An 18342-nucleotide genomic window follows, 5' to 3' on the forward strand; every position below is an offset into this window, starting at 1 on the left:
ACGGTGCGGCACCATCTGCTCGAGCAGCAGAGGGTAACATGAACCCAATTCGGCGGATCCGAAACGAAACCTAGTGACCGCTGATGCATTGGTTCATCGAACCTTTGCCAGACGTAGGCTACGAGCTTGAGCCCGGGAACGAGAGGTAAAGCTGTGGTCGCCCTGTTCAGCCCAGGTCTTCTGAGACCGCTCCACCCCCTTCACGCTATCCTTCTCGCCTTTCCACTTCCCCTGTTCTTGGGCGCGCTGGTCAGCGATCTCGCGTACTGGTCGAGCTTCCACATACAGTGGGCCAATTTCTCGTCCTGGCTCATCGCCGGCGGCCTGCTTGTCGGCGCTTTCGCCGTGCTTTGGGCACTGGTCGATCTCTTTCGCAGGGGAAGGGTCCGTAAGGGGCGGCTGATAGTCTATTTTGTCGTGCTGCTCGCGATGTGGGTGCTCGGTTTCGTCAATGCCCTCGTCCATGCAAAGGATGCCTGGGCCACCATGCCGGAGGGCCTCTACCTCTCGGCGATCACTGCGCTTCTGGCCCTGGTTGCCGCCTGGATCGGCTATTCCGGATTTCGCACAGGAGAGGTGGAATGATCCGCTCGTCGCTCCTGATCGGCACCATGGCCCTCGCGCTCTCCGCCTGCAACGGCGAGCCCGAGCCCCCGCAATATGGCTCCAATCCGAATCTGCCCGAACCGCAGCGCGGCTTGTTGCCCTCCATGAAGATCCCAAGGCCAGCCAACTGGGGCAATGATCTGCCGAAGGTGCCGCAGGGATACAAGATTCAAGCCATCGCCACAGATCTCAGGATCCCGCGTCAGACCCTGGTCCTTCCCAATGGCGACATCCTGGTAGCGGAAGGATCCGGCGGCAACGCACCTTCGCTGCGTCCCAAGGATCTGATCGCGGGCTTCATCAAGAGCCTCGGCAAAAGTTCGGCAAAAGGCGGCAACCGGCTGACGCTGCTGCGGGACGCCGATGGCGACGGCACCTATGAAATGCAAGGCGTTTTCGCCGACAGCCTCAACGCGCCCTATGGTCTGGCACTGATCAACGGCGCCATCTATGTTGCCAACCAGGATGCATTGGTGCGCTTTGAATATCGTGACGGCCAGACTCAGGCGAGCGGACAGCCGACGAAGGTCACGGATCTGCCCGCAGTGATCAATCATCACTGGACGAAGGCCATGACCGCCAGCGCCGACGGTCGCTTTCTCTATGTCGGCATTGGGTCCAACAGCAACATTACCGAGCGCGGTATGGACGCTGAGGAAGACCGGGCCATGGTCTGGCAGATCGATGCACAGACGGGCGCCCACAAGCCTTACGCGACGGGCCTGCGCAACCCTACGGCTCTCGCCATTCAGCCGGGTACGGGCCAGCTTTGGGCGGTTGTGAACGAACGTGATGAGATTGGCCCTAACCTCGTACCAGATTACCTAACGTCCGTGCGCGAGGGCGGCTTCTACGGATGGCCCTACAGCTATTGGGGTCAGAACGTCGACCCACGCGCACAACCGCAGGACCCGCAAAAAGTCGCCTCGGCCATCCGCCCGGACTATGGCCTGGGGTCCCATGTAGCAGCACTCGGCGTGGCGTTCTCCACTCCGGCCATGGGCGCAGCTTTCGCCGAGGGCGTGTTTGTCGGAGAGCATGGCAGTTGGAACCGCAGCGTGCCGGTTGGCTACCGGGTGATCTTCGTGCCGTTCCGCGACGGCCGACCCGCTGGCGAACCGATCGATTTCGTTTCCGGCTTCCTGGTTGACGACGGCAACACGCGGGGAAGGCCGGTCGGAGTGACGGTGGATCCGCGCGGCGCTTTGATCGTCGCCGACGACCTGTCGAACACGGTCTGGAGAGTTACGACGAACTAAGTGCACCGGGTCCAGTGAAAATCGGCGAACCCGCTACCCTGAGGTCCCAGCCTGTCTGAGGCCCGGCGACGGACACGCCGCCTCATCCTACGAGACGAATGACAGCATCCGGTTCGGTTAGGTCAATCTAGGAACCGCTTTCGGTTGCCCATATCGCCTTCAGCCGGCACTCCGTCGGAATGAAAGTGACGCTGGAATGGCTAAGCTCGCGCTGTATGTGCCCCTGGAAGCCAAGGCGGGCCGGGAGGAGGAGGCGGCCGAGTTTCTTCGTTCTGCCTTGCCTCTCGTCGAGGATGAGCCCGGGACGACAACCTGGTACGCAGTGCGGTTTGATCACAATACATTTACAATCTTTGATGCGTTTCCGGATGAGGCTGCGCGAGATGCTCATCTGGCTGGCAAGGTCGCAGTCGCTTTAATCCAGCGGGCTCCTGATCTCTTTGTTGATCCTCCAGAGATCCAGACTTCGCCATTCGATAGAGTGAGGGTCAGGTACTTGGTCGCCTCGCTCATCGTCCATCTCCAGTAAGGGACGGAGAGGGAACGAAGCCTGAATCGGCTCCACGGAAGTTCCATGGATCGATGCGGCATATTCGCGTCACGTTCTGCCGCGATTTGCCGTTAAGGGTCGGAGGTTGGAAGGGGCTTTTGGACGCTGAAACCCTTATCTCATAAGGGTTTGTTGATGGTGCTGCCAGAGAGGATTGAACTCTCGACCTCTCCCTTACCAAGGGAGTGCTCTACCACTGAGCTACGGCAGCGCGCCAACGAGGAGGGCCGCTTACTGCCACAGCCTGGCCTCGTGTGCAAGACGCCAATACGATCTTTATTCGGCGGCCTGCGCTTTTGGCTGGAGAGGAAGGCCGAGAGCGGTCCAGACCTCCAGGAGGGCGGCGGCGAGGCGGTCGATATGGGCGTCCGTATGGAGGGGGCCGGGGGTGATCCGCAGCCGCTCGGTGCCTCGCGGCACGGTGGGATAGTTGATCGGCTGAATGTAGATCCCGTGCTTGTCCAGAAGCCGGTCGGTGGCCGCCTTGCAGGCCTCCGCATCGCCCACTATCACCGGCACGATATGCGTGACCGTATCCATCACCGGCAGGCCGGCTCCGGTCAGCACCGCCTTGGTGCGCGCCACCTGCCGCTGCTGCCGCTGCCGCTCGACGCTCGAACCTTTGAGGTGCCGGATCGATGCCGTGGCGGCGGCGGCCACCGCGGGCGGCAGCGCGGTAGTGAAGATGAAGCCGGGCGCGAAGGAGCGCACCGCATCCACCACCGCCTTCGTGGCCGTAATGTAGCCGCCCATCACCCCGAACGCCTTGGCCAGGGTGCCTTCGATTACGTCGATGCGGTGCATGGCGCCGTCGCGTTCGGCAATGCCGCCGCCGCGCTCGCCATACATGCCGACCGCGTGCACCTCGTCGATATAGGTCATGGCACCGTAGCGCTCGGCGAGGTCGCAGATCGCATGGATCGGCGCGATGTCGCCGTCCATGGAATAGACGCTCTCGAACACGATCAGCTTGGGCCGGTCGCCGGCTGCCTGGAGCAGCTCTTCCAGATGCTCCAGGTCGTTGTGGCGGAAGATTGCCTTGTCGCAACCGGACTGGCGCACACCCTCGATCATGGAGTTGTGGTTGAGGGCGTCCGACAGGATCAGGCAGCCAGGGATGAGCTTGGCCAGCGTGGAGATGCCGGTCTGGTTCGACACGTAGCCCGAGGTGAAGACCAAGGCCGCTTCCTTGCCGTGCAGGTCTGCGAGCTCGGCCTCGAGGGCCACCATGGGATGGCTGGTGCCGGAGATGTTGCGGGTTCCGCCGGCGCCGGCGCCGAGCCGCCAGGCGGCCTCGACCATGGCGCGGGTGACGTCCCGGTGCTGGCCCATGCCCAGATAGTCGTTGGAGCACCACACGGTGATCGGCCGGGGTCCGGACGGGCTATGCCAGAGCGCGTCGGGGAAGCGCCCTGCCAGACGCTCGATATCCGCGAACACGCGATACCGACGCTCCGCCTGAAGCCGGTCAAGCGCTGCCGTGAAGAAGTTTTGATAATCCATTATCTCATCGGAGGGGCCATGCGATGCCCCAGTTATGCCAGAGGACGTTGATCCGGGTCAAAATCCGGAGCAGGGATATTCTGGTTGAGGGGCGCTTGCGAAGCCATTATCTGATAGTGGCGACGATGGGTCGCGTGAACCATATCCGCCATGAATTCGCAACAAAAAGCCGACCGGCTCAAAGCGGCTTTGAAAGAGAACCTGAAACGGCGTAAGGCTCAGGCGCGCGGCCGGCAGGCCGTGAAGGCAGCTGGTAATGAAAGCTCGGCTGGAACCGAAAGCGGTAGCTTGAGCGTTTCCGACGAGCGCGACAAGCCGTCCGACTAGTTTGGGCGGCTTTCTCAGGGCATAGCTCACCAAAGCAGAAGGCAAGGGGATTTTCTAGATGGACCGCATTCGCATCCGGGGCGGCGCGCCTCTCAACGGCATGATCCCGATCTCGGGCGCTAAGAACGCGGCCCTGCCTCTTATGATCGCCAGCCTCCTCACCGAGGAGACCCTGGAACTCGGCAACGTGCCGCGGCTGGCGGATATTTCCTCTCTGCTGCGGATCATGAGCAATTTCGGTGTGGATCATTCCATCGCCGGTCGCCGTCCTGGGCAATCGTCTGAGACCGGGCAGACGATCCGCCTGACGTCCAAGGCCATCATCGACACCTGCGCGCCCTATGAGCTGGTCTCGACCATGCGGGCGAGCTTCTGGGTCATCGCTCCGCTCCTAGCCCGCTTCGGCCACGCGAAGGTGTCCATGCCCGGCGGCTGCGCCATCGGAACCCGTCCGGTCGACCTGCTCATCATGGCCCTGGCCAAGCTGGGAGCCGCCATCGAGATCGACAGCGGCTACGTGGTGGCGACCGCGCCTAAGGGCCTCAAAGGGGCCGAGATCGATTTTCCCAAGGTGACGGTCGGCGGCACCCACGTGGCCCTGATGGCCGCGACCCTGGCTGATGGCACCACGGTGATCCGCAACGCCGCCCGGGAGCCCGAGGTGGTGGATCTGGCCGAGTGCCTGATCAAGATGGGCGCCAAGATCCAGGGCGCCGGAACGTCCGAGATCGTGATCGAGGGCGTCTCGCGCCTCGGCGGCGCCTCCCATGACGTCCTTCCCGACCGCATCGAGACCGGCACCTACGCCATGGCGGTGGCCATGACGGGCGGCGACGTGGTCCTTGAAAACACCCGGCCGGAACTTCTGCAATTCGCGCTCGACGTGCTGGAGCAGGCCGGGGCGCAAGTCACCCCGACCCATAGCGGCGTCCGCATCCGGCGCAACGGCAACGGCATCCGGGCTGTGGACGTGACCACCGATCCGTTCCCGGGCTTCCCGACCGATCTGCAGGCGCAGTTCATGGCGCTGATGACCCGGGCCTCCGGCACCTCCCGCATCCGCGAGACCATCTTCGAGAACCGCTTCATGCACGTTCAGGAGCTGGCCCGCCTCGGAGCCAACATCCGGCTCGACGGCGACAGCGCCTATGTGGAAGGCGTTCCCGGCCTCAAGGGCGCGCCCGTCATGGCCACGGATCTGCGCGCCTCGGTGTCTCTCGTGATCGGCGGACTTGTGGCCGAGGGCGACACCACCATCAACCGGGTCTATCACCTGGATCGCGGGTTTGAGGCCCTGGAGGCCAAGCTTGCCCGCTGCGGGGCCGAAATCGAGCGGCTGCGGGGCTAAGCCCCGCTTCACGCCCGGGAAAGATGAAGCTGCGCCCAGGCGGGAGGTTGCGCAGGCCGCATGGGCTCTCTACCTACCTGTAACAGCTCAGCAACAGGTTGGTAGGCTCATGGATCTCCTGAAACTCGTCGCCCTTGATGCGGAAGATCTTGCCGTGGTCTCGGCGCATCTCCAGGATGCGCTCCTGCGCGTGGGCGATGTTCTGTACCTGCCCGGCGAGCGCAGATTTGTCATCCAGACCCGCCGCTTCGACTGGGAGACCCCTGACACGCCGCAGCGCCGCCTGACCTGCCTTCATTTCGAGCATGTTACGGCTGTGCGCGTTCGCGGCATCGAACAGGGCAACAAGGACGCGCTTCTCAACCTGCTGGCGATTTCTTTCGTGGAGCGTGATGCGCCCGCCGGCACTGCCACCTTGATCTTCGCCGAAGGCGGAGCCATTCAGGTCGATGTGGAGTGCATCGAAATGCAGATGAAAGACCTGGGACCCGTCTGGGCTGCCGAAAGCTGCCCGTCACACGATGATCAAGTGACGGAGCGCCTCTGATGGCGCAAAGGCTGGACGCGCGGGAAACCTCCTTCCCGCAGGCCTTCGCTGATCTTCTTGCGGCAAAGCGTGAAATCTCCGAGGACGTTGATCAGGCCGTCCGGTCGATCATCGACGATGTGATCGCGCGGGGCGATGAGGCTCTGATCGACTATACGCGCCGCTTCGACGCCCTGGAACTGACGGCTGAGAGCCTGCGTGTGTCGGACGCCGAGATCGATGCCGCGGAGGCGCAGTGCCAGCGGGACACGCTCGACGCCTTGGCGCTCGCGAAGGATCGCATCGAGGTCTATCACCGGGCCCAGCGTCCACAGGATTCCATGACCACGGATTCGGTCGGCGTGACGCTCGGCTGGCGCTGGACGGCGCTTGAATCCGTGGGCCTCTATGTTCCCGGCGGGCTCGCGAGCTATCCATCCTCCGTCTTGATGAACGCGGTTCCAGCGAAGGTCGCGGGTGTCCCGCGCGTCACGATGGTGGTGCCGACTCCGCGGGGCGAGACCAACCCGCTCGTGCTCGCCGCCGCGCGGCTGGCCGGCGTCGATGAGATCTTTCGCGTCGGCGGGGCTCAAGCGGTTGCGGCCCTTGCCTATGGCACGGCATCCATCAGACCCGTCGCGAAGATTACCGGCCCCGGCAACGCCTATGTGGCGGCCGCGAAACGGCGGGTCTTCGGCCAAGTCGGCATCGACATGATCGCCGGCCCGTCCGAGGTTCTCGTTCTCGCCGACAGCAGCGCCAATCCCGACTGGATCGCCGCCGATCTGCTGGCTCAGGCCGAGCATGACCCCGTGGCGCAGTCGATCCTCGTCACGGACGATGCAGGGCTTGCGGACGCCGTCGAGAAAGCTGTCGAGCGCCAGCTCCAGACCCTGCCGAAGGCGGAGATCGCCGGAGCGAGCTGGCGGGATTATGGCGCGATCATCCTGGTCGAGCGCCTGGAAGACGCCATTCCGCTGGTCGATCGCCTCGCGCCGGAGCACCTCGAAATCGAGACTGACAATGCCGAGGAGCTTGCCGCAAAGGTGCGCAATGCGGGCTCGATCTTCCTGGGCAGCCATACCCCCGAGGCCATCGGGGATTACGTCGGCGGGCCCAACCACGTTCTGCCGACGGCCCGGTCGGCTCGATTCTCGTCGGGCCTGGGCGTGCTTGACTTCATGAAGCGAACCTCGATCCTGAAATGCGATGCGAAGGCCCTGCGGGCGCTCGGCCCCGCAGCCATCGCCCTCGGACGGTCCGAGGGCCTGGAAGGTCATGCGCGATCGGTGGCGATCCGCCTGAACCTGTAACCGGATCGGAGGCGGGATGGCGAGTGAAGCGAAGGAGCGAAGCCGGCTTGTCGCTGTGACGCTGGACGAGGCGTCCATCGGCCGGGGCAATCCCGATCAGGAGCATGAGCGCGCCATCGCGATCTACGACATCGTCGAGGCGAACTGCTTTGCGCTGCCGAATTACGACGGCGGTCCCTACACGCTTCACATCGCCCTCGTGGACAAGAAGCTCTGCCTGGACATCCGCGCACAGGATGGCACGCCTCTCGTCATGCACCATCTGTCGCTGACGCCGTTCAAGCGGGCCATTCGCGACTACGAGATGATCTGCGACAGCTACTATACGGCGATCCGCAGCGCTTCATCGGCGCAGATCGAGGCGATCGACATGGGACGCCGGGGTCTGCACAACGAGGCTGCGGAACTCCTGATGAAGCGCCTCGACGGGAAGGTCATTCTCGATTTCGACACGGCGCGCCGGATCTTCACGCTGATCTTCGCCCTTCACTGGAAAGGCTGACGGGTGCAGGAATCCCGTCCGAAGCGGATCCAGTCGGTCCTGTTCGTCTGCGCCATGAACGCGATCCGTTCGCCCATGGCCGAGGCCATCGCAAAGCATTATTTCGGCAAATCCATCTACGTCCAATCCGCAGGCGTCCGCCGGGGCGAGGTGAACGGCTTCATGGCGACGGCCCTCGACGAGATCGGCATCGACGGCTCCAAGCACAAACCGCATACGCTCCAGGAGCTGGAGGAGTGGGAAGGCCTCAACTTCGACCTGATTATCTCGCTTTCGCCGGAAGCGCATCACGCCGCGCTCGAACTGACTCGGACGGTCGCTGCCGAAGTGGAATACTGGCCGACCCCTGACCCGAGCCTAGCCCAAGGATCGCGCGAACAGGTTCTCGATGCCTATCGCAACGTGCGCGACGGCCTGCTCTATCGCATCCGTCTGCGGCTCAAGCAGGGATCAGACGCCAAGGGCCCTGAGTAGGGAGATCGCGCCAAGGCCCACCGCGAGGCTGGCGAGATCGATCCGCGTGACGGCCATGACGAAGACCGCCGCCGCGATGGCCAGCATGGCCGGGACGCCCGCATCGATGACCACGGGCAGGATGGTCGCCATGATGATCGAGCCGGGCAGCGCGCGAAGACCGCGCTCGATGCGCGGCGTGATCCTGACGCGGCTCATGACCACTACCCCGGCGATCCGGCACAGATAGGTCACGAGAGCCATGCCGGCGATGGCGACCGCCGCGCCCCAGGGGCCGGCCACGAAGGACTCGAAAGCGGTCATTCGATCAGCATTCCGGCGACGACGCCCGCCAATGCGCCGGCTGCGATGAAGAGATAGCCGGGCACCAGAGCATGGACCACGAGGGAAACGAGCCCTGCGACGAGCCACGGCAGGGCGGGCCTTACGCCCTTCCACAAGGGAACCAGCATGATGCTGAAGAAGACCGGCATGACAAGGTCGAGGCCGAAGCGCCTCGGGTCAGGCACAAACGCTCCTGCAAAGTAGCCTGCGAGAGTCGCCCCGAGCCAGACGACGTAGAGGATGGCTGCCGAGCCGAGGAGGATGCCTACATCGCGTCCCCCCTCGCTGTGGTAGCGGGTGCTGATGATCCAGCCGGCTTCCGTGAGGAGGAAGAGATTGAGGGCGCTGCGGAGCTTGGGCTCGTCCCTGAGCCAGGGCTGAAGCGTGGCCCCCAGCAGGATCATGCGCACGTTCACCACCGCCGTGACGGTGATGATGGTCAGGATCGTCGAGGGCGTCCAGACCTTTTGCCAGATCTCAAGGCCGACCATCTGGGACGCGCCTGCATACACGAAGGCGCTGAGCCCCAGGGTCTCGCCGAGCGACAGCCCCTTCTGGGCGGCTGCTGCGCCAAACGCCAGGGCAAACATGATGAAGCCTGGGAAAGCCGGCACGGCGAGACGCGCGCCGTGCTTGAAGCCGGCAGAGGAGAAGTGGGGGCGGAGGGTGGACATGAGGCTTTGCTCTGTGCCCTTCACCGCCTTGCCCGTCAACCGCGCCGGAGCGCCAATCCCGAAAGGGGAGCCCACTTTTTAGGTTGGGCCCGTTCCTTTCACGATGGGCAACGACGCGACTTGATTGGTCCTTAAGTCTTGGCCGCTCCCCGGCCCGCGTTGCGGGCCAGGACATAGCCGACGAGCACCACGAAGAGCGCTCCGACGGCGGCGGCGCTGTAGAGGACTGCGGCTGAAGGCTTGAGATCCAGCGGCGGGTGCCCCGGATCCGGCACGGTGAGGCCGGGATAGGTAGCGAGCCATTCGAGCACGATCGGATCAGTGACGATCATCTCGGCCGCGATGTAGCCGAGAAGCCCCGCTCCGGCCCAGACGATGAACGGGAACCGGGTGATCAGGTTCGTGATCAGGGTGGCGCCCACCATGATGAGCGGAATCGACAGCAGGAGGCCGAACACGAAGAGTTCCGGGTGTCCGCGGGAGGCGGCCGCGATGGCCACCACGTTGTCGAGGCTCATCACCGCATCGGCGATGGCGATGGTGCGCACAGCCTTCCAGAGGCTGGTGCTGGCTTCGATGTTGCCATGCGCATCCTCGTCCTCGCCCTGGATGAGCTTGAGGGCGATCCAGAACAGGAGCAGGCCGCCGACGATGCGCAGGAACGGGACGCCGAGAAGTTCCGAGATCAGGAACGCGAAGATGATGCGCAGGCCAACTGCGGTTCCGGCGCCGAGCATGATGCCGAGCTTGCGCTGGTGCGCCGGCAGGGAGCGGCACGCCATGGCGATGACAACTGCGTTGTCGCCCGAGAGCAGGATGTCGATCCAAATGACCTGAAGGAGCGAAACGAGAAATGTCGTCGATAAAATATAGTCCATGGGGCCCCTGGGAGGTTTCGGGTCAAGGATCCAGATGGGGCCTAACTATAGATATGACGCAGGGTTTCAACCGAAAAAACGCGGGAACATACGACTAAAGTCAATTCTCTCCCCAGGCTTTTGGCACAGGTTATATCGCCGAAACCCCATGTCTTTCCGGTCGATCGCGCTAAATTGCCGTAACTTGCTAGATCCCCCGCGAGGGCTTAGTCACGGTTTGGATCGAACAAAATTTGGGCGCGCCAAACGCGCCCGTTCGGGAGGCGTCCATGTCCACTTCAGACGAAAGCCCCGGAGCCGCAGGGCGCCATGGGTTGGTCCGCGCGCCGCAAAATTTTGCTGGCGGGCTTCTGCTGATCGCCCTTGCGGCGCTTGCCCTCTGGCTCACGCGGGATCTCGACCAGGGCTCCTTACGCGCCATGGGCCCGGCTATGCTGCCGGACTGGCTGGCTTACGGGGTTGGGCTGTGCGGGCTGGTCCTGCTGGCCTCCGCCTTCCTTAAGGACGGGGATGCGCTCGAGCGCTGGAGCCTGCGTGGGCCGGTGCTGGTGATCGGGGCGATCCTGGCCTTCGCCATCACCATCCGGCCCTTCGCGTTCGGAGGCCCGTCCGTTCCGGGCCTCGGCCTCGTGGTGGCGGGGCCGCTCGCCATCATCATCGGCGGCTTCGCCACGCCCGAGGCGCGGCTGCGGGATCTCGTGATCCTGGCGCTCAGTCTGACGCCGTTCTGCATGGTGCTCTTCGGCGACCTTTTGAACCTGCCGATCCCGGTCTTCCCCCAAGCCCTAGCGGGTCTTTTCCCGGCTGACTGGTCCCAGAAGGCGGTCCTGCGGGCAACGGCCGCCGTCATGGTTCTGGTGGCGATCGCGGTGTTCTTCGCCGGACGCGGCCGGACAACCAGGACGGTCGACGTCGCAGACCACACCGGGAGGATCTGATGGGAGACCTCTTCTCCAACCTGAGCCTTGGTTTCGGCGTTGCGCTGACGTTGCAGAATCTCGGTCTCGCCTTTCTGGGCTGTCTCGTGGGCACACTGATCGGGGTGTTGCCGGGTGTTGGCCCGATAGCCACCATCGCCATGCTGCTGCCGATCACCTTCGGGCTCGATCCCACGGGCGCGCTGATCATGCTGGCAGGCATCTATTACGGCGCGCAATACGGCGGCTCGACCACGGCCATTCTGGTCAACATCCCGGGTGAAGCGACCTCCGTCGTCACCGCCCTTGACGGGCACCAGATGGCCCGCCAGGGCAGAGCAGGCGTGGCGCTCGGCATTGCGGCTATCGGCTCGTTCTTCGCCGGAACGGTCGCCACCCTGGTCATCGCGGCTCTGGGGGCTCCTCTCACCAAGCTCGCGCTGGTGTTCGGGCCCACCGAGTATTTCTCGCTGATGGTCATGGGCCTCGTGTTCGCCGTGGTGCTGGCGCGGGGCTCGATCCTGAAGGCGATCTCGATGATCCTCGTGGGCGTGCTGCTCTCCACGGTCGGCACCGATCTGGAGACCGGCGAGGAGCGCATGACTTTCGGGCTGCCGTTCCTGGCCGACGGCATCGACTTCGCCGTGCTGGCCATGGGCATCTTCGGCATCGCCGAGATCCTGCGCAACCTCGACCACACCGAGTCCCGCGACGTGGTGCGCCAGGCCATCGGCCGGCTCCTGCCCAATCGGGACGATTTCAAGCAGGCCTACAAGCCCGTGCTGCGGGGCACCTTGATCGGCGCAACCCTTGGCATTCTGCCGGGTAACGGCGCGGTACTCGGGCCGTTCGCCGCCTATACGGTCGAGAAGAAGCTCGCCAAGGACCCGCGCCGCTTCGGGCGCGGCGCCATCGAGGGCGTGGCGGGGCCGGAAAGCGCCAACAATGCCGGCGCGCAAACATCCTTCATTCCGCTGCTGACGCTGGGCATCCCGCCCAACGCCGTGATGGCCCTCATGGTGGGCGCCATGACCATCCACGGCATCGTGCCGGGCCCCCAGGTCATGACCCGCAACCCCGACCTGTTCTGGGGCATGATCGCCTCCATGTGGGTCGGCAACCTGATGCTGCTGATCATCAACCTGCCGCTCGTGGGCATGTGGGTGCGCCTGCTCAAGGTGCCGTACCGGCTCATGTTCCCGGCGATCCTGATGTTCTGCTGCATCGGCATCTACTCCATCAACTCGTTGCCGACGGACGTCATGTTCATCGGGCTGTTTGGTCTCGTCGGCTATATGCTGATGAAGTTCGGCTTCGAGCCCGCGCCGATGCTTCTCGGCTTCGTGCTCGGCAAGCTGATGGAGGAAAACCTGAGGCGCGCGCTCATCATCTCGCGCGGGTCGCTCGACACCTTCATCGACCGACCGATCAGCGCCGGCCTGCTTCTGGTTGCGCTGGTTCTTCTCGTCCTCGCGCTGCTCCCCTCGATTCGGAAGGGGAGGGACGAGGTCTTCACGGAGTAGCTTGTCTTCTGGCGAGCGGCGCCCAAAATGTAACGACAGAACCTTTCCTGGGAGGAAACTGATGAAGAAGATGACATTGGCTCTTGCGGCGCTCGTTGGCTTGGCGGCCACGGGCGTTCAGGCGCAGACTTACCCCACACGCCCGGTCACGATGATCGTGCCGTTCGCCGCTGGCGGACCGACGGACGTGATCGCTCGTATCGTCAGCGATCACATGTCCCGCACCCTCGGGCAGCAGATCGTTATCGAGAACGTGGCAGGCGCGGGCGGCACCACCGGCATCACCCGGGCGGCTCAATCCCAGCCTGACGGCTACACCATCATGATGGGCCACATGGGAACCCACGGCGCTGCGCCGGCCCTCTACCCCAACCTGAAATACGATCCGACGAAGGACTTCGCACCGATCGGCCTCGCGGCCGGCACGCCGATCCTGATCGTGGCCAAGAAGGACTTCCCGGCCAACGACCTGAAGGGCTTCCTCGACTACATGAAGGCCAACGGCGAGAAGGTGAACATGGCCCATGCGGGCGTGGGCTCGGTCTCCCACTCCACCGGCATCTTCTTCAATTCGGTCATCAAGGCCAAGCCCACCATGGTGGCCTATCGCGGCACGGGCCCGGCCTTGAACGACCTGATGGCGAACACGGTGGACTTCATGACCGACCAGATCGTCAACGTGGCGCCGCAGATCCAGGGCGGTAACATCAAGGCTTTCGCGATCGCGACTGCCCAGCGCTCTCCCGCGCTGCCGAACGTGCCGACCACCAAGGAAGCTGGCCTCGAAGGCTACGAGGTAAGCGCCTGGAACGCGATGTTCGCGCCCAAGGGCACCCCGCCGGAAATCGTCAAGAAGCTGAACGACGCCCTCGTGAAAGCCCTCGACGACGAAAACACCAAGAAGCGCCTTCTCGACCTGGGCGGCGTGCTCCCGACCGGCGCCGAGCGCTCGCCGGAAGCCCTGCAGAAGCTCGTCGAGAGCGAAGTGGCGCGCTGGACCCCGGTTCTCAAGGCAGCGGGCGCCACGGCCGAATAAGGCAACAACCCAAATCCTCAGAAACGGCGGGCACCTCGCCCGCCGTTTTCCGTTTTCTGGCGCTGCGACGTCAAACAAGCCTTGAAATTGGTCGCTCAGGCGATTAAACCCTGCCTCGCGTGCAGCCGTAGCTCAGTTGGTTAGAGCACCAGATTGTGGATCTGGGGGTCCCCCGTTCGAGCCGGGGCGGCTGTACCATTCAAAATCAATAACTTAATGCCTCGTAGGTTCGAGAGCTGCTTCCCAGAAATCTGAATTGGGAAGCATATGGGAAGCAAGCGGGACGCTAAAGGCAAAGCTACCCAATGGGACAGCTTGCTACACACTTCATAAGTGTGTCACCAGATCTGACAAGTGATTGTTCTTTCGTTGCAATGCGCACCATAAGTTTTGCGCGTCCGTATCCCATAAGCAGGTGCCCCCTTCCGGGCTCGCGCAGATGATCGAGCGTGCCATGGCGGCCGGCGTGCCATTCGCGTGGGTGGCCACCGACACGATCTATGGCATCGGAAAACTGGAGATGCAGCTGCGACGGGCCAGCAAAAGCTATGTGCTGGGGTTCACGCCGCCGATCAGTTCTCTTCCTGGATCGACAAACCTGAAGTTGCCGGCACGGCCGAGCAGATCGCGAAGGCTCTTCCCTGTGAGGTTTGGCGATGCCTGTCGGCGGGAGACGGCACCAAGGGAGAGCGCCTGTATGAATGGGCCTATGTCCAGTTGGCGCATCTCAGGGCGGAGGAATATAAAGATTGATCTCACCGGCCTGTGGATACGGGGCTGCTGATCCGGCGCACCATCTCTGATCAGGCTCTGGCGTTCTTCGCGACCTGGTGTCCGGTCGGCCACCGACCGAAGAGCTGGCGCGGGTGGAGGGGCAGCGCTGGGCTATCGAAGATGCCTTCAAGACGGCGAAGACCGAACTGGGGCTCACCCACAACGAAACCCGCTCCTAGCGTGGCTGGCACCAGCATGTCTCACTGGTGATGCTGGCCTTTGCCATGATGGCGGTGGTGCGCCAGCGCGCTCACCTTATCCCAAAAAGAAACGATGAAGCCAGGCGACAGCGCTAGTGCGAGGTCTGTCCAGGAAATCCGCCGTGTGGCCACACGCCTCCAACAGGGCCGGATCGAGCCTGCCGTCGTGATCGCCTAGTCCGCGTGGCGCCGCGCGCCATCGAAGCGCCACGTATAGTTCTCAATCGCCCAAAGCACCCGGTCCCAACAACGTTCCGCTACCAAACACATTTCACGATAAGCGAGGACATTGGCTTCTAACGTTAAGTCAACCATCTGACCACGGCCTCGTGCAAACCGTTGGTCAGAAGATTATGGGATACAACTCAGCAGTTCACGATCTGCGGTCGCACACAACCGGGAGCATACATTGTGGTTGGCCTACTCAAGATTCTTTGCATGTGAGTAAAGCCGCTTCGATTACTGTTAAGATGTTTGTTCTCGTAAATAATTGGATTCGAAAGGAGGCTGGTCCGCCTCCCTTCTCCTCGTCGTATAATGGCTTAGTTGTTTATGCTATCAACTGCCAGTCCGCCAACGATAGGTGACTGATATCTAGGATCTCAACTTTCCCACCATTGCTGAGGTTCAGTACCGTATCTAGCATCTTATCTCCGTTTAGGTCTGACTGAGGTCCAAGACTTGTGATGGTTACCCCGGCATTTAGAACAATGTCGTCTACGCCGGGCTTGAAATCCTGGATCCGATCAGTACCAGTGTTAACCGAGACGCCATTCTCGAGCATTCCGAAGACAAACGTATCGGCACCTAGTCCGCCCGTTAGGAAATCGTTATCGCGTCCACCCTCGAGCAAATCGTCGCCCCGACCGCCATCAATAATGTCAGCTCCACTGCCGCCGTAGAGCTTGTCGATGCCATTGTTACCCATCAGCTTGTCATTGCCACCTAGGCCTGAGATCGCATCATCGCCGTTAAGACCATCGATGTAGTCGTTCGCAATGCCTTTTTTGTCACCGCTCAACACATCAGCTGCGTTTGTAGCTGGAATGCTTGTATTAGGTAGGCCGGTGATTTTGAGGTCAACTGTTCCCTGAGACGCTCCTCCCTTTCCGTCACTAACGGAGTACCGGAACGAGTCAGATCCTATCGATCCATCAGCGAGCGACGGGCCGTTGTACGTGTAGGTTACATAGGTTTTGCCGTTTTCGACAACAGTGCCAAGCAGCCCCTTGGTCGCGCCCGAGATCGAGTTTGGTACGAGGCTGATTACATCTCCCTCCGCGTCGGTGTCATTAGCTAAGAGCTCAGAAACATCAATGATGTACTCTGTCCCCTCATAGATCTTTGCTGTCTTTATGTCGGCCCCGAAGGAATCAGCTACAGCCACCGGCGCGTCGTTGACCGGGGTGATGGTCAGCTTGAAGGTGTCGGACGCCGACAGCGTGCCATCGCTGGCCGTGACCGTGAGCTCGATGTCGCCATTGAAGTCCTTAGGCGGGGTACCCGAGAACGTCTGCGTGGCGGCATTGAAGCTGAGCCAGGTCGGCAGCGCTCCGCCGTTCCCGAGTCTTGCCGAGAGCGTCAGGGCATCGCCATCCACATCCGAGAACGTGCCGGGCGAAACCACGAAGCTCCACGCCGCATCCTCAGCCGAGGACTGGTCAGCAACCGCCTTCACCGCCACCGGCTTGTCGTTGACCGGCGTCACCTTCACAACGGCCTGGCCTTCATCGCTCAGCGTGCCATCGCTCACCGTGTAGGTGATGGTCGCATCGCCGTTGAAGTCCTTGGCCGCCGTGAACACGACCTTGCCGTCCACGATCTCGGCTGTGCCCTGAGCCGCGTCGACCTTCACCGAGGCAATCGTCTTTGAGGGACCGTCCACGTCCGTGTCGTTGGCGAGCACGTCGATCGTGACCGTGCCTTCCTCGGCCACCGTGCCGGTGTCGTCCACCGCCACCGGCTTGTCGTTGACGGCGTCCACCGTGACCGTGACGCTCGCCGTAGCCGTGGACTCGTTCCCCTGGCCATCCGTCACCGTGTAGGTGAAGGTGTCGGTGCCGGAGAAGTTGGCCTCCGGCGTGTAGGTGATCTGGCCGTTCTTCAGCTCCACCGTGCCGTGGCCGCCCTGAGTCACGGCCGAGACCGACAGCGAGGCGCTATCCACGTCCGTGTCGTTTGTGACCAGATCCGCCGCCGCAACCGTCAGCGGGGTGTCCTCGCTCGTCTTGAGCGCGTCATTCACCGCCACCGGCTTGTCGTTGACCGGCGTCACCTTCACAACGGCCTGGCCTTCATCGCTCAGCGTGCCATCGCTCACCGTGTAGGTGATGGTCGCATCGCCGTTGAAGTCCTTGGCCGCCGTGAACACGACCTTGCCGTCCACGATCTCGGCTGTGCCCTGAGCCGCGTCGACCTTCACCGAGGCAATCGTCTTTGAGGGACCGTCCACGTCCGTGTCGTTGGCGAGCACGTCGATCGTGACCGTGCCTTCCTCGGCCACCGTGCCGGTGTCGTCCACCGCCACCGGCTTGTCGTTGACGGCGTCCACCGTGACCGTGACGCTCGCCGTAGCCGTGGACTCGTTCCCCTGGCCATCCGTCACCGTGTAGGTGAAGGTGTCGGTGCCGGAGAAGTTGGCCTCCGGCGTGTAGGTGATCTGGCCGTTCTTCAGCTCCACCGTGCCGTGGCCGCCCTGAGTCACGGCCGAGACCGACAGCGAGGCGCTATCCACGTCCGTGTCGTTTGTGACCAGATCCGCCGCCGCAACCGTCAGCGGGGTGTCCTCGCTCGTCTTGAGCGCGTCATTCACCGCCACCGGCTTGTCGTTGACCGGCGTCACCTTCACAACGGCCTGGCCTTCATCGCTCAGCGTGCCATCGCTCACCGTGTAGGTGATGGTCGCATCGCCGTTGAAGTCCTTGGCCGCCGTGAACACGACCTTGCCGTCCACGATCTCGGCTGTGCCCTGAGCCGCGTCGACCTTCACCGAGGCAATCGTCTTTGAGGGACCGTCCACGTCCGTGTCGTTGGCGAGCACGTCGATCGTGACCGTGCCTTCCTCGGCCACCGTGCCGGTGTCGTCCACCGCCACCGGCTTGTCGTTGACGGCGTCCACCGTGACCGTGACGCTCGCCGTAGCCGTGGACTCGTTCCCCTGGCCATCCGTCACCGTGTAGGTGAAGGTGTCGGTGCCGGAGAAGTTGGCCTCCGGCGTGTAGGTGATCTGGCCGTTCTTCAGCTCCACCGTGCCGTGGCCGCCCTGAGTCACGGCCGAGACCGACAGCGAGGCGCTATCCACGTCCGTGTCGTTTGTGACCAGATCCGCCGCCGCAACCGTCAGCGGGGTGTCCTCGCTCGTCTTGAGCGCGTCATTCACCGCCACCGGCTTGTCGTTGACCGGCGTCACCTTCACAACGGCCTGGCCTTCATCGCTCAGCGTGCCATCGCTCACCGTGTAGGTGATGGTCGCATCGCCGTTGAAGTCCTTGGCCGCCGTGAACACGACCTTGCCGTCCACGATCTCGGCTGTGCCCTGAGCCGCGTCGACCTTCACCGAGGCAATCGTCTTTGAGGGACCGTCCACGTCCGTGTCGTTGGCGAGCACG

16 protein-coding genes, 2 tRNA genes and 1 pseudogene are annotated in these 18342 nt (G+C 63.1%); 13 read left to right on the plus strand and 6 right to left on the minus strand.

Translation table 11 applies throughout. The features are described from left to right. The first annotated feature begins 153 nt into the window (after positions 1-153). From DRB19_RS04120 to DRB19_RS04130, 3 genes are all read left to right on the plus strand, one after another. A complete protein-coding gene (locus DRB19_RS04120) occupies positions 154-585 on the plus strand; it encodes a DUF2231 domain-containing protein (RefSeq protein ID WP_114184766.1) in 432 nt (143 codons plus the stop codon). Continuing rightward, on the plus strand, positions 582-1865 hold the full coding sequence (locus tag DRB19_RS04125; RefSeq protein ID WP_114184767.1) for a PQQ-dependent sugar dehydrogenase: 1284 nt from the start codon (positions 582-584) through the stop codon (positions 1863-1865). The genes DRB19_RS04120 and DRB19_RS04125 overlap by 4 nt, the downstream gene beginning before the upstream one ends. Before the next feature lie 196 nt (positions 1866-2061). After that, positions 2062-2394 (plus strand): putative quinol monooxygenase, encoded by a 333-nt coding sequence (locus DRB19_RS04130; protein ID WP_245439271.1) that lies wholly within the window; start codon positions 2062-2064, stop codon positions 2392-2394. Positions 2395-2551: 157 nt separating this feature from the next. On the opposite strand, the gene DRB19_RS04135 is transcribed toward DRB19_RS04130, so the two are convergent. Then, positions 2552-2626: transfer RNA gene (locus tag DRB19_RS04135), tRNA-Thr, on the minus strand. A 65-nt stretch (positions 2627-2691) separates the two neighbouring features. Then, positions 2692-3918, minus strand: a complete 1227-nt coding sequence (gene hemA / locus DRB19_RS04140) for a 5-aminolevulinate synthase (protein ID WP_114184768.1) — start codon at positions 3916-3918, stop codon at positions 2692-2694. Positions 3919-4303: 385 nt separating this feature from the next. Between hemA and murA the strand changes: the two genes are divergently transcribed. From murA to DRB19_RS04165, 5 genes are all read left to right on the plus strand, one after another. Further along, positions 4304-5593 carry a UDP-N-acetylglucosamine 1-carboxyvinyltransferase gene (gene murA / locus DRB19_RS04145; RefSeq protein ID WP_114184769.1) on the plus strand — a complete coding sequence of 430 codons (1290 nt, stop codon included), beginning with the start codon at positions 4304-4306 and terminating at the stop codon, positions 5591-5593. Positions 5594-5702: 109 nt separating this feature from the next. Continuing rightward, on the plus strand, positions 5703-6140 hold the full coding sequence (locus DRB19_RS04150; RefSeq protein WP_114184770.1) for a DUF2948 family protein: 438 nt from the start codon (positions 5703-5705) through the stop codon (positions 6138-6140). Further along, on the plus strand, positions 6140-7432 hold the full coding sequence (gene hisD / locus DRB19_RS04155) for a histidinol dehydrogenase (protein ID WP_114184771.1): 1293 nt from the start codon (positions 6140-6142) through the stop codon (positions 7430-7432). The genes DRB19_RS04150 and hisD overlap by 1 nt, the downstream gene beginning before the upstream one ends. A 16-nt stretch (positions 7433-7448) precedes the next feature. Beyond that, the gene (locus DRB19_RS04160) at positions 7449-7934 is read left to right on the plus strand and encodes a UPF0262 family protein (protein WP_114184772.1); all 486 of its coding nucleotides are present in this window, start codon (positions 7449-7451) and stop codon (positions 7932-7934) included. 3 nt (positions 7935-7937) lie between these two features. Next, entirely contained in the window at positions 7938-8408 is a 471-nt protein-coding gene (locus tag DRB19_RS04165) for an arsenate-mycothiol transferase ArsC (protein WP_276330595.1), read from the plus strand. Here the strand turns inward: DRB19_RS04165 and DRB19_RS04170 are convergent. From DRB19_RS04170 to DRB19_RS04180, 3 genes are all read right to left on the minus strand, one after another. Next, positions 8385-8711, minus strand: a complete 327-nt coding sequence (locus DRB19_RS04170) for an AzlD family protein (protein WP_114184773.1) — start codon at positions 8709-8711, stop codon at positions 8385-8387. The genes DRB19_RS04165 and DRB19_RS04170 overlap by 24 nt on opposite strands. Continuing rightward, positions 8708-9406, minus strand: a complete 699-nt coding sequence (locus DRB19_RS04175) for an AzlC family ABC transporter permease (protein WP_114184794.1) — start codon at positions 9404-9406, stop codon at positions 8708-8710. The genes DRB19_RS04170 and DRB19_RS04175 overlap by 4 nt, the downstream gene beginning before the upstream one ends. Before the next feature lie 131 nt (positions 9407-9537). Further along, the gene (locus DRB19_RS04180; RefSeq protein WP_114184774.1) at positions 9538-10284 is read right to left on the minus strand and encodes a TerC family protein; all 747 of its coding nucleotides are present in this window, start codon (positions 10282-10284) and stop codon (positions 9538-9540) included. A 269-nt stretch (positions 10285-10553) separates the two neighbouring features. Here DRB19_RS04180 and DRB19_RS04185 point away from each other — a divergent pair, with 269 nt between their 5' ends. From DRB19_RS04185 to DRB19_RS31010, 5 genes and pseudogenes are all read left to right on the plus strand, one after another. Further along, a complete protein-coding gene (locus DRB19_RS04185) occupies positions 10554-11222 on the plus strand; it encodes a tripartite tricarboxylate transporter TctB family protein (RefSeq protein ID WP_114184775.1) in 669 nt (222 codons plus the stop codon). Continuing rightward, positions 11222-12724 carry a tripartite tricarboxylate transporter permease gene (locus tag DRB19_RS04190; protein ID WP_114184776.1) on the plus strand — a complete coding sequence of 501 codons (1503 nt, stop codon included), beginning with the start codon at positions 11222-11224 and terminating at the stop codon, positions 12722-12724. The genes DRB19_RS04185 and DRB19_RS04190 overlap by 1 nt, the downstream gene beginning before the upstream one ends. 61 nt (positions 12725-12785) lie before the next feature. Beyond that, positions 12786-13760 (plus strand): tripartite tricarboxylate transporter substrate binding protein BugD, encoded by a 975-nt coding sequence (locus tag DRB19_RS04195; RefSeq protein WP_174799946.1) that lies wholly within the window; start codon positions 12786-12788, stop codon positions 13758-13760. Between the two features lie 121 nt (positions 13761-13881). Next, a tRNA-His gene (locus DRB19_RS04200) sits at positions 13882-13958 on the plus strand. Positions 13959-14187: 229 nt separating this feature from the next. Beyond that, positions 14188-14830: pseudogene (locus DRB19_RS31010) on the plus strand (IS701 family transposase); the annotation flags it as partial. Positions 14831-15284: 454 nt separating this feature from the next. Here the strand turns inward: DRB19_RS31010 and DRB19_RS04210 are convergent. Then, positions 15285-18342, minus strand: a 3058-nt coding sequence (locus tag DRB19_RS04210; protein WP_162815580.1) for a tandem-95 repeat protein, incomplete at its 5' end; no start/stop codon positions are given.

Source organism: Microvirga aerophila (genome assembly GCF_003332305.1).
Classification (GTDB): domain Bacteria; phylum Pseudomonadota; class Alphaproteobacteria; order Rhizobiales; family Beijerinckiaceae; genus Microvirga; species Microvirga aerophila.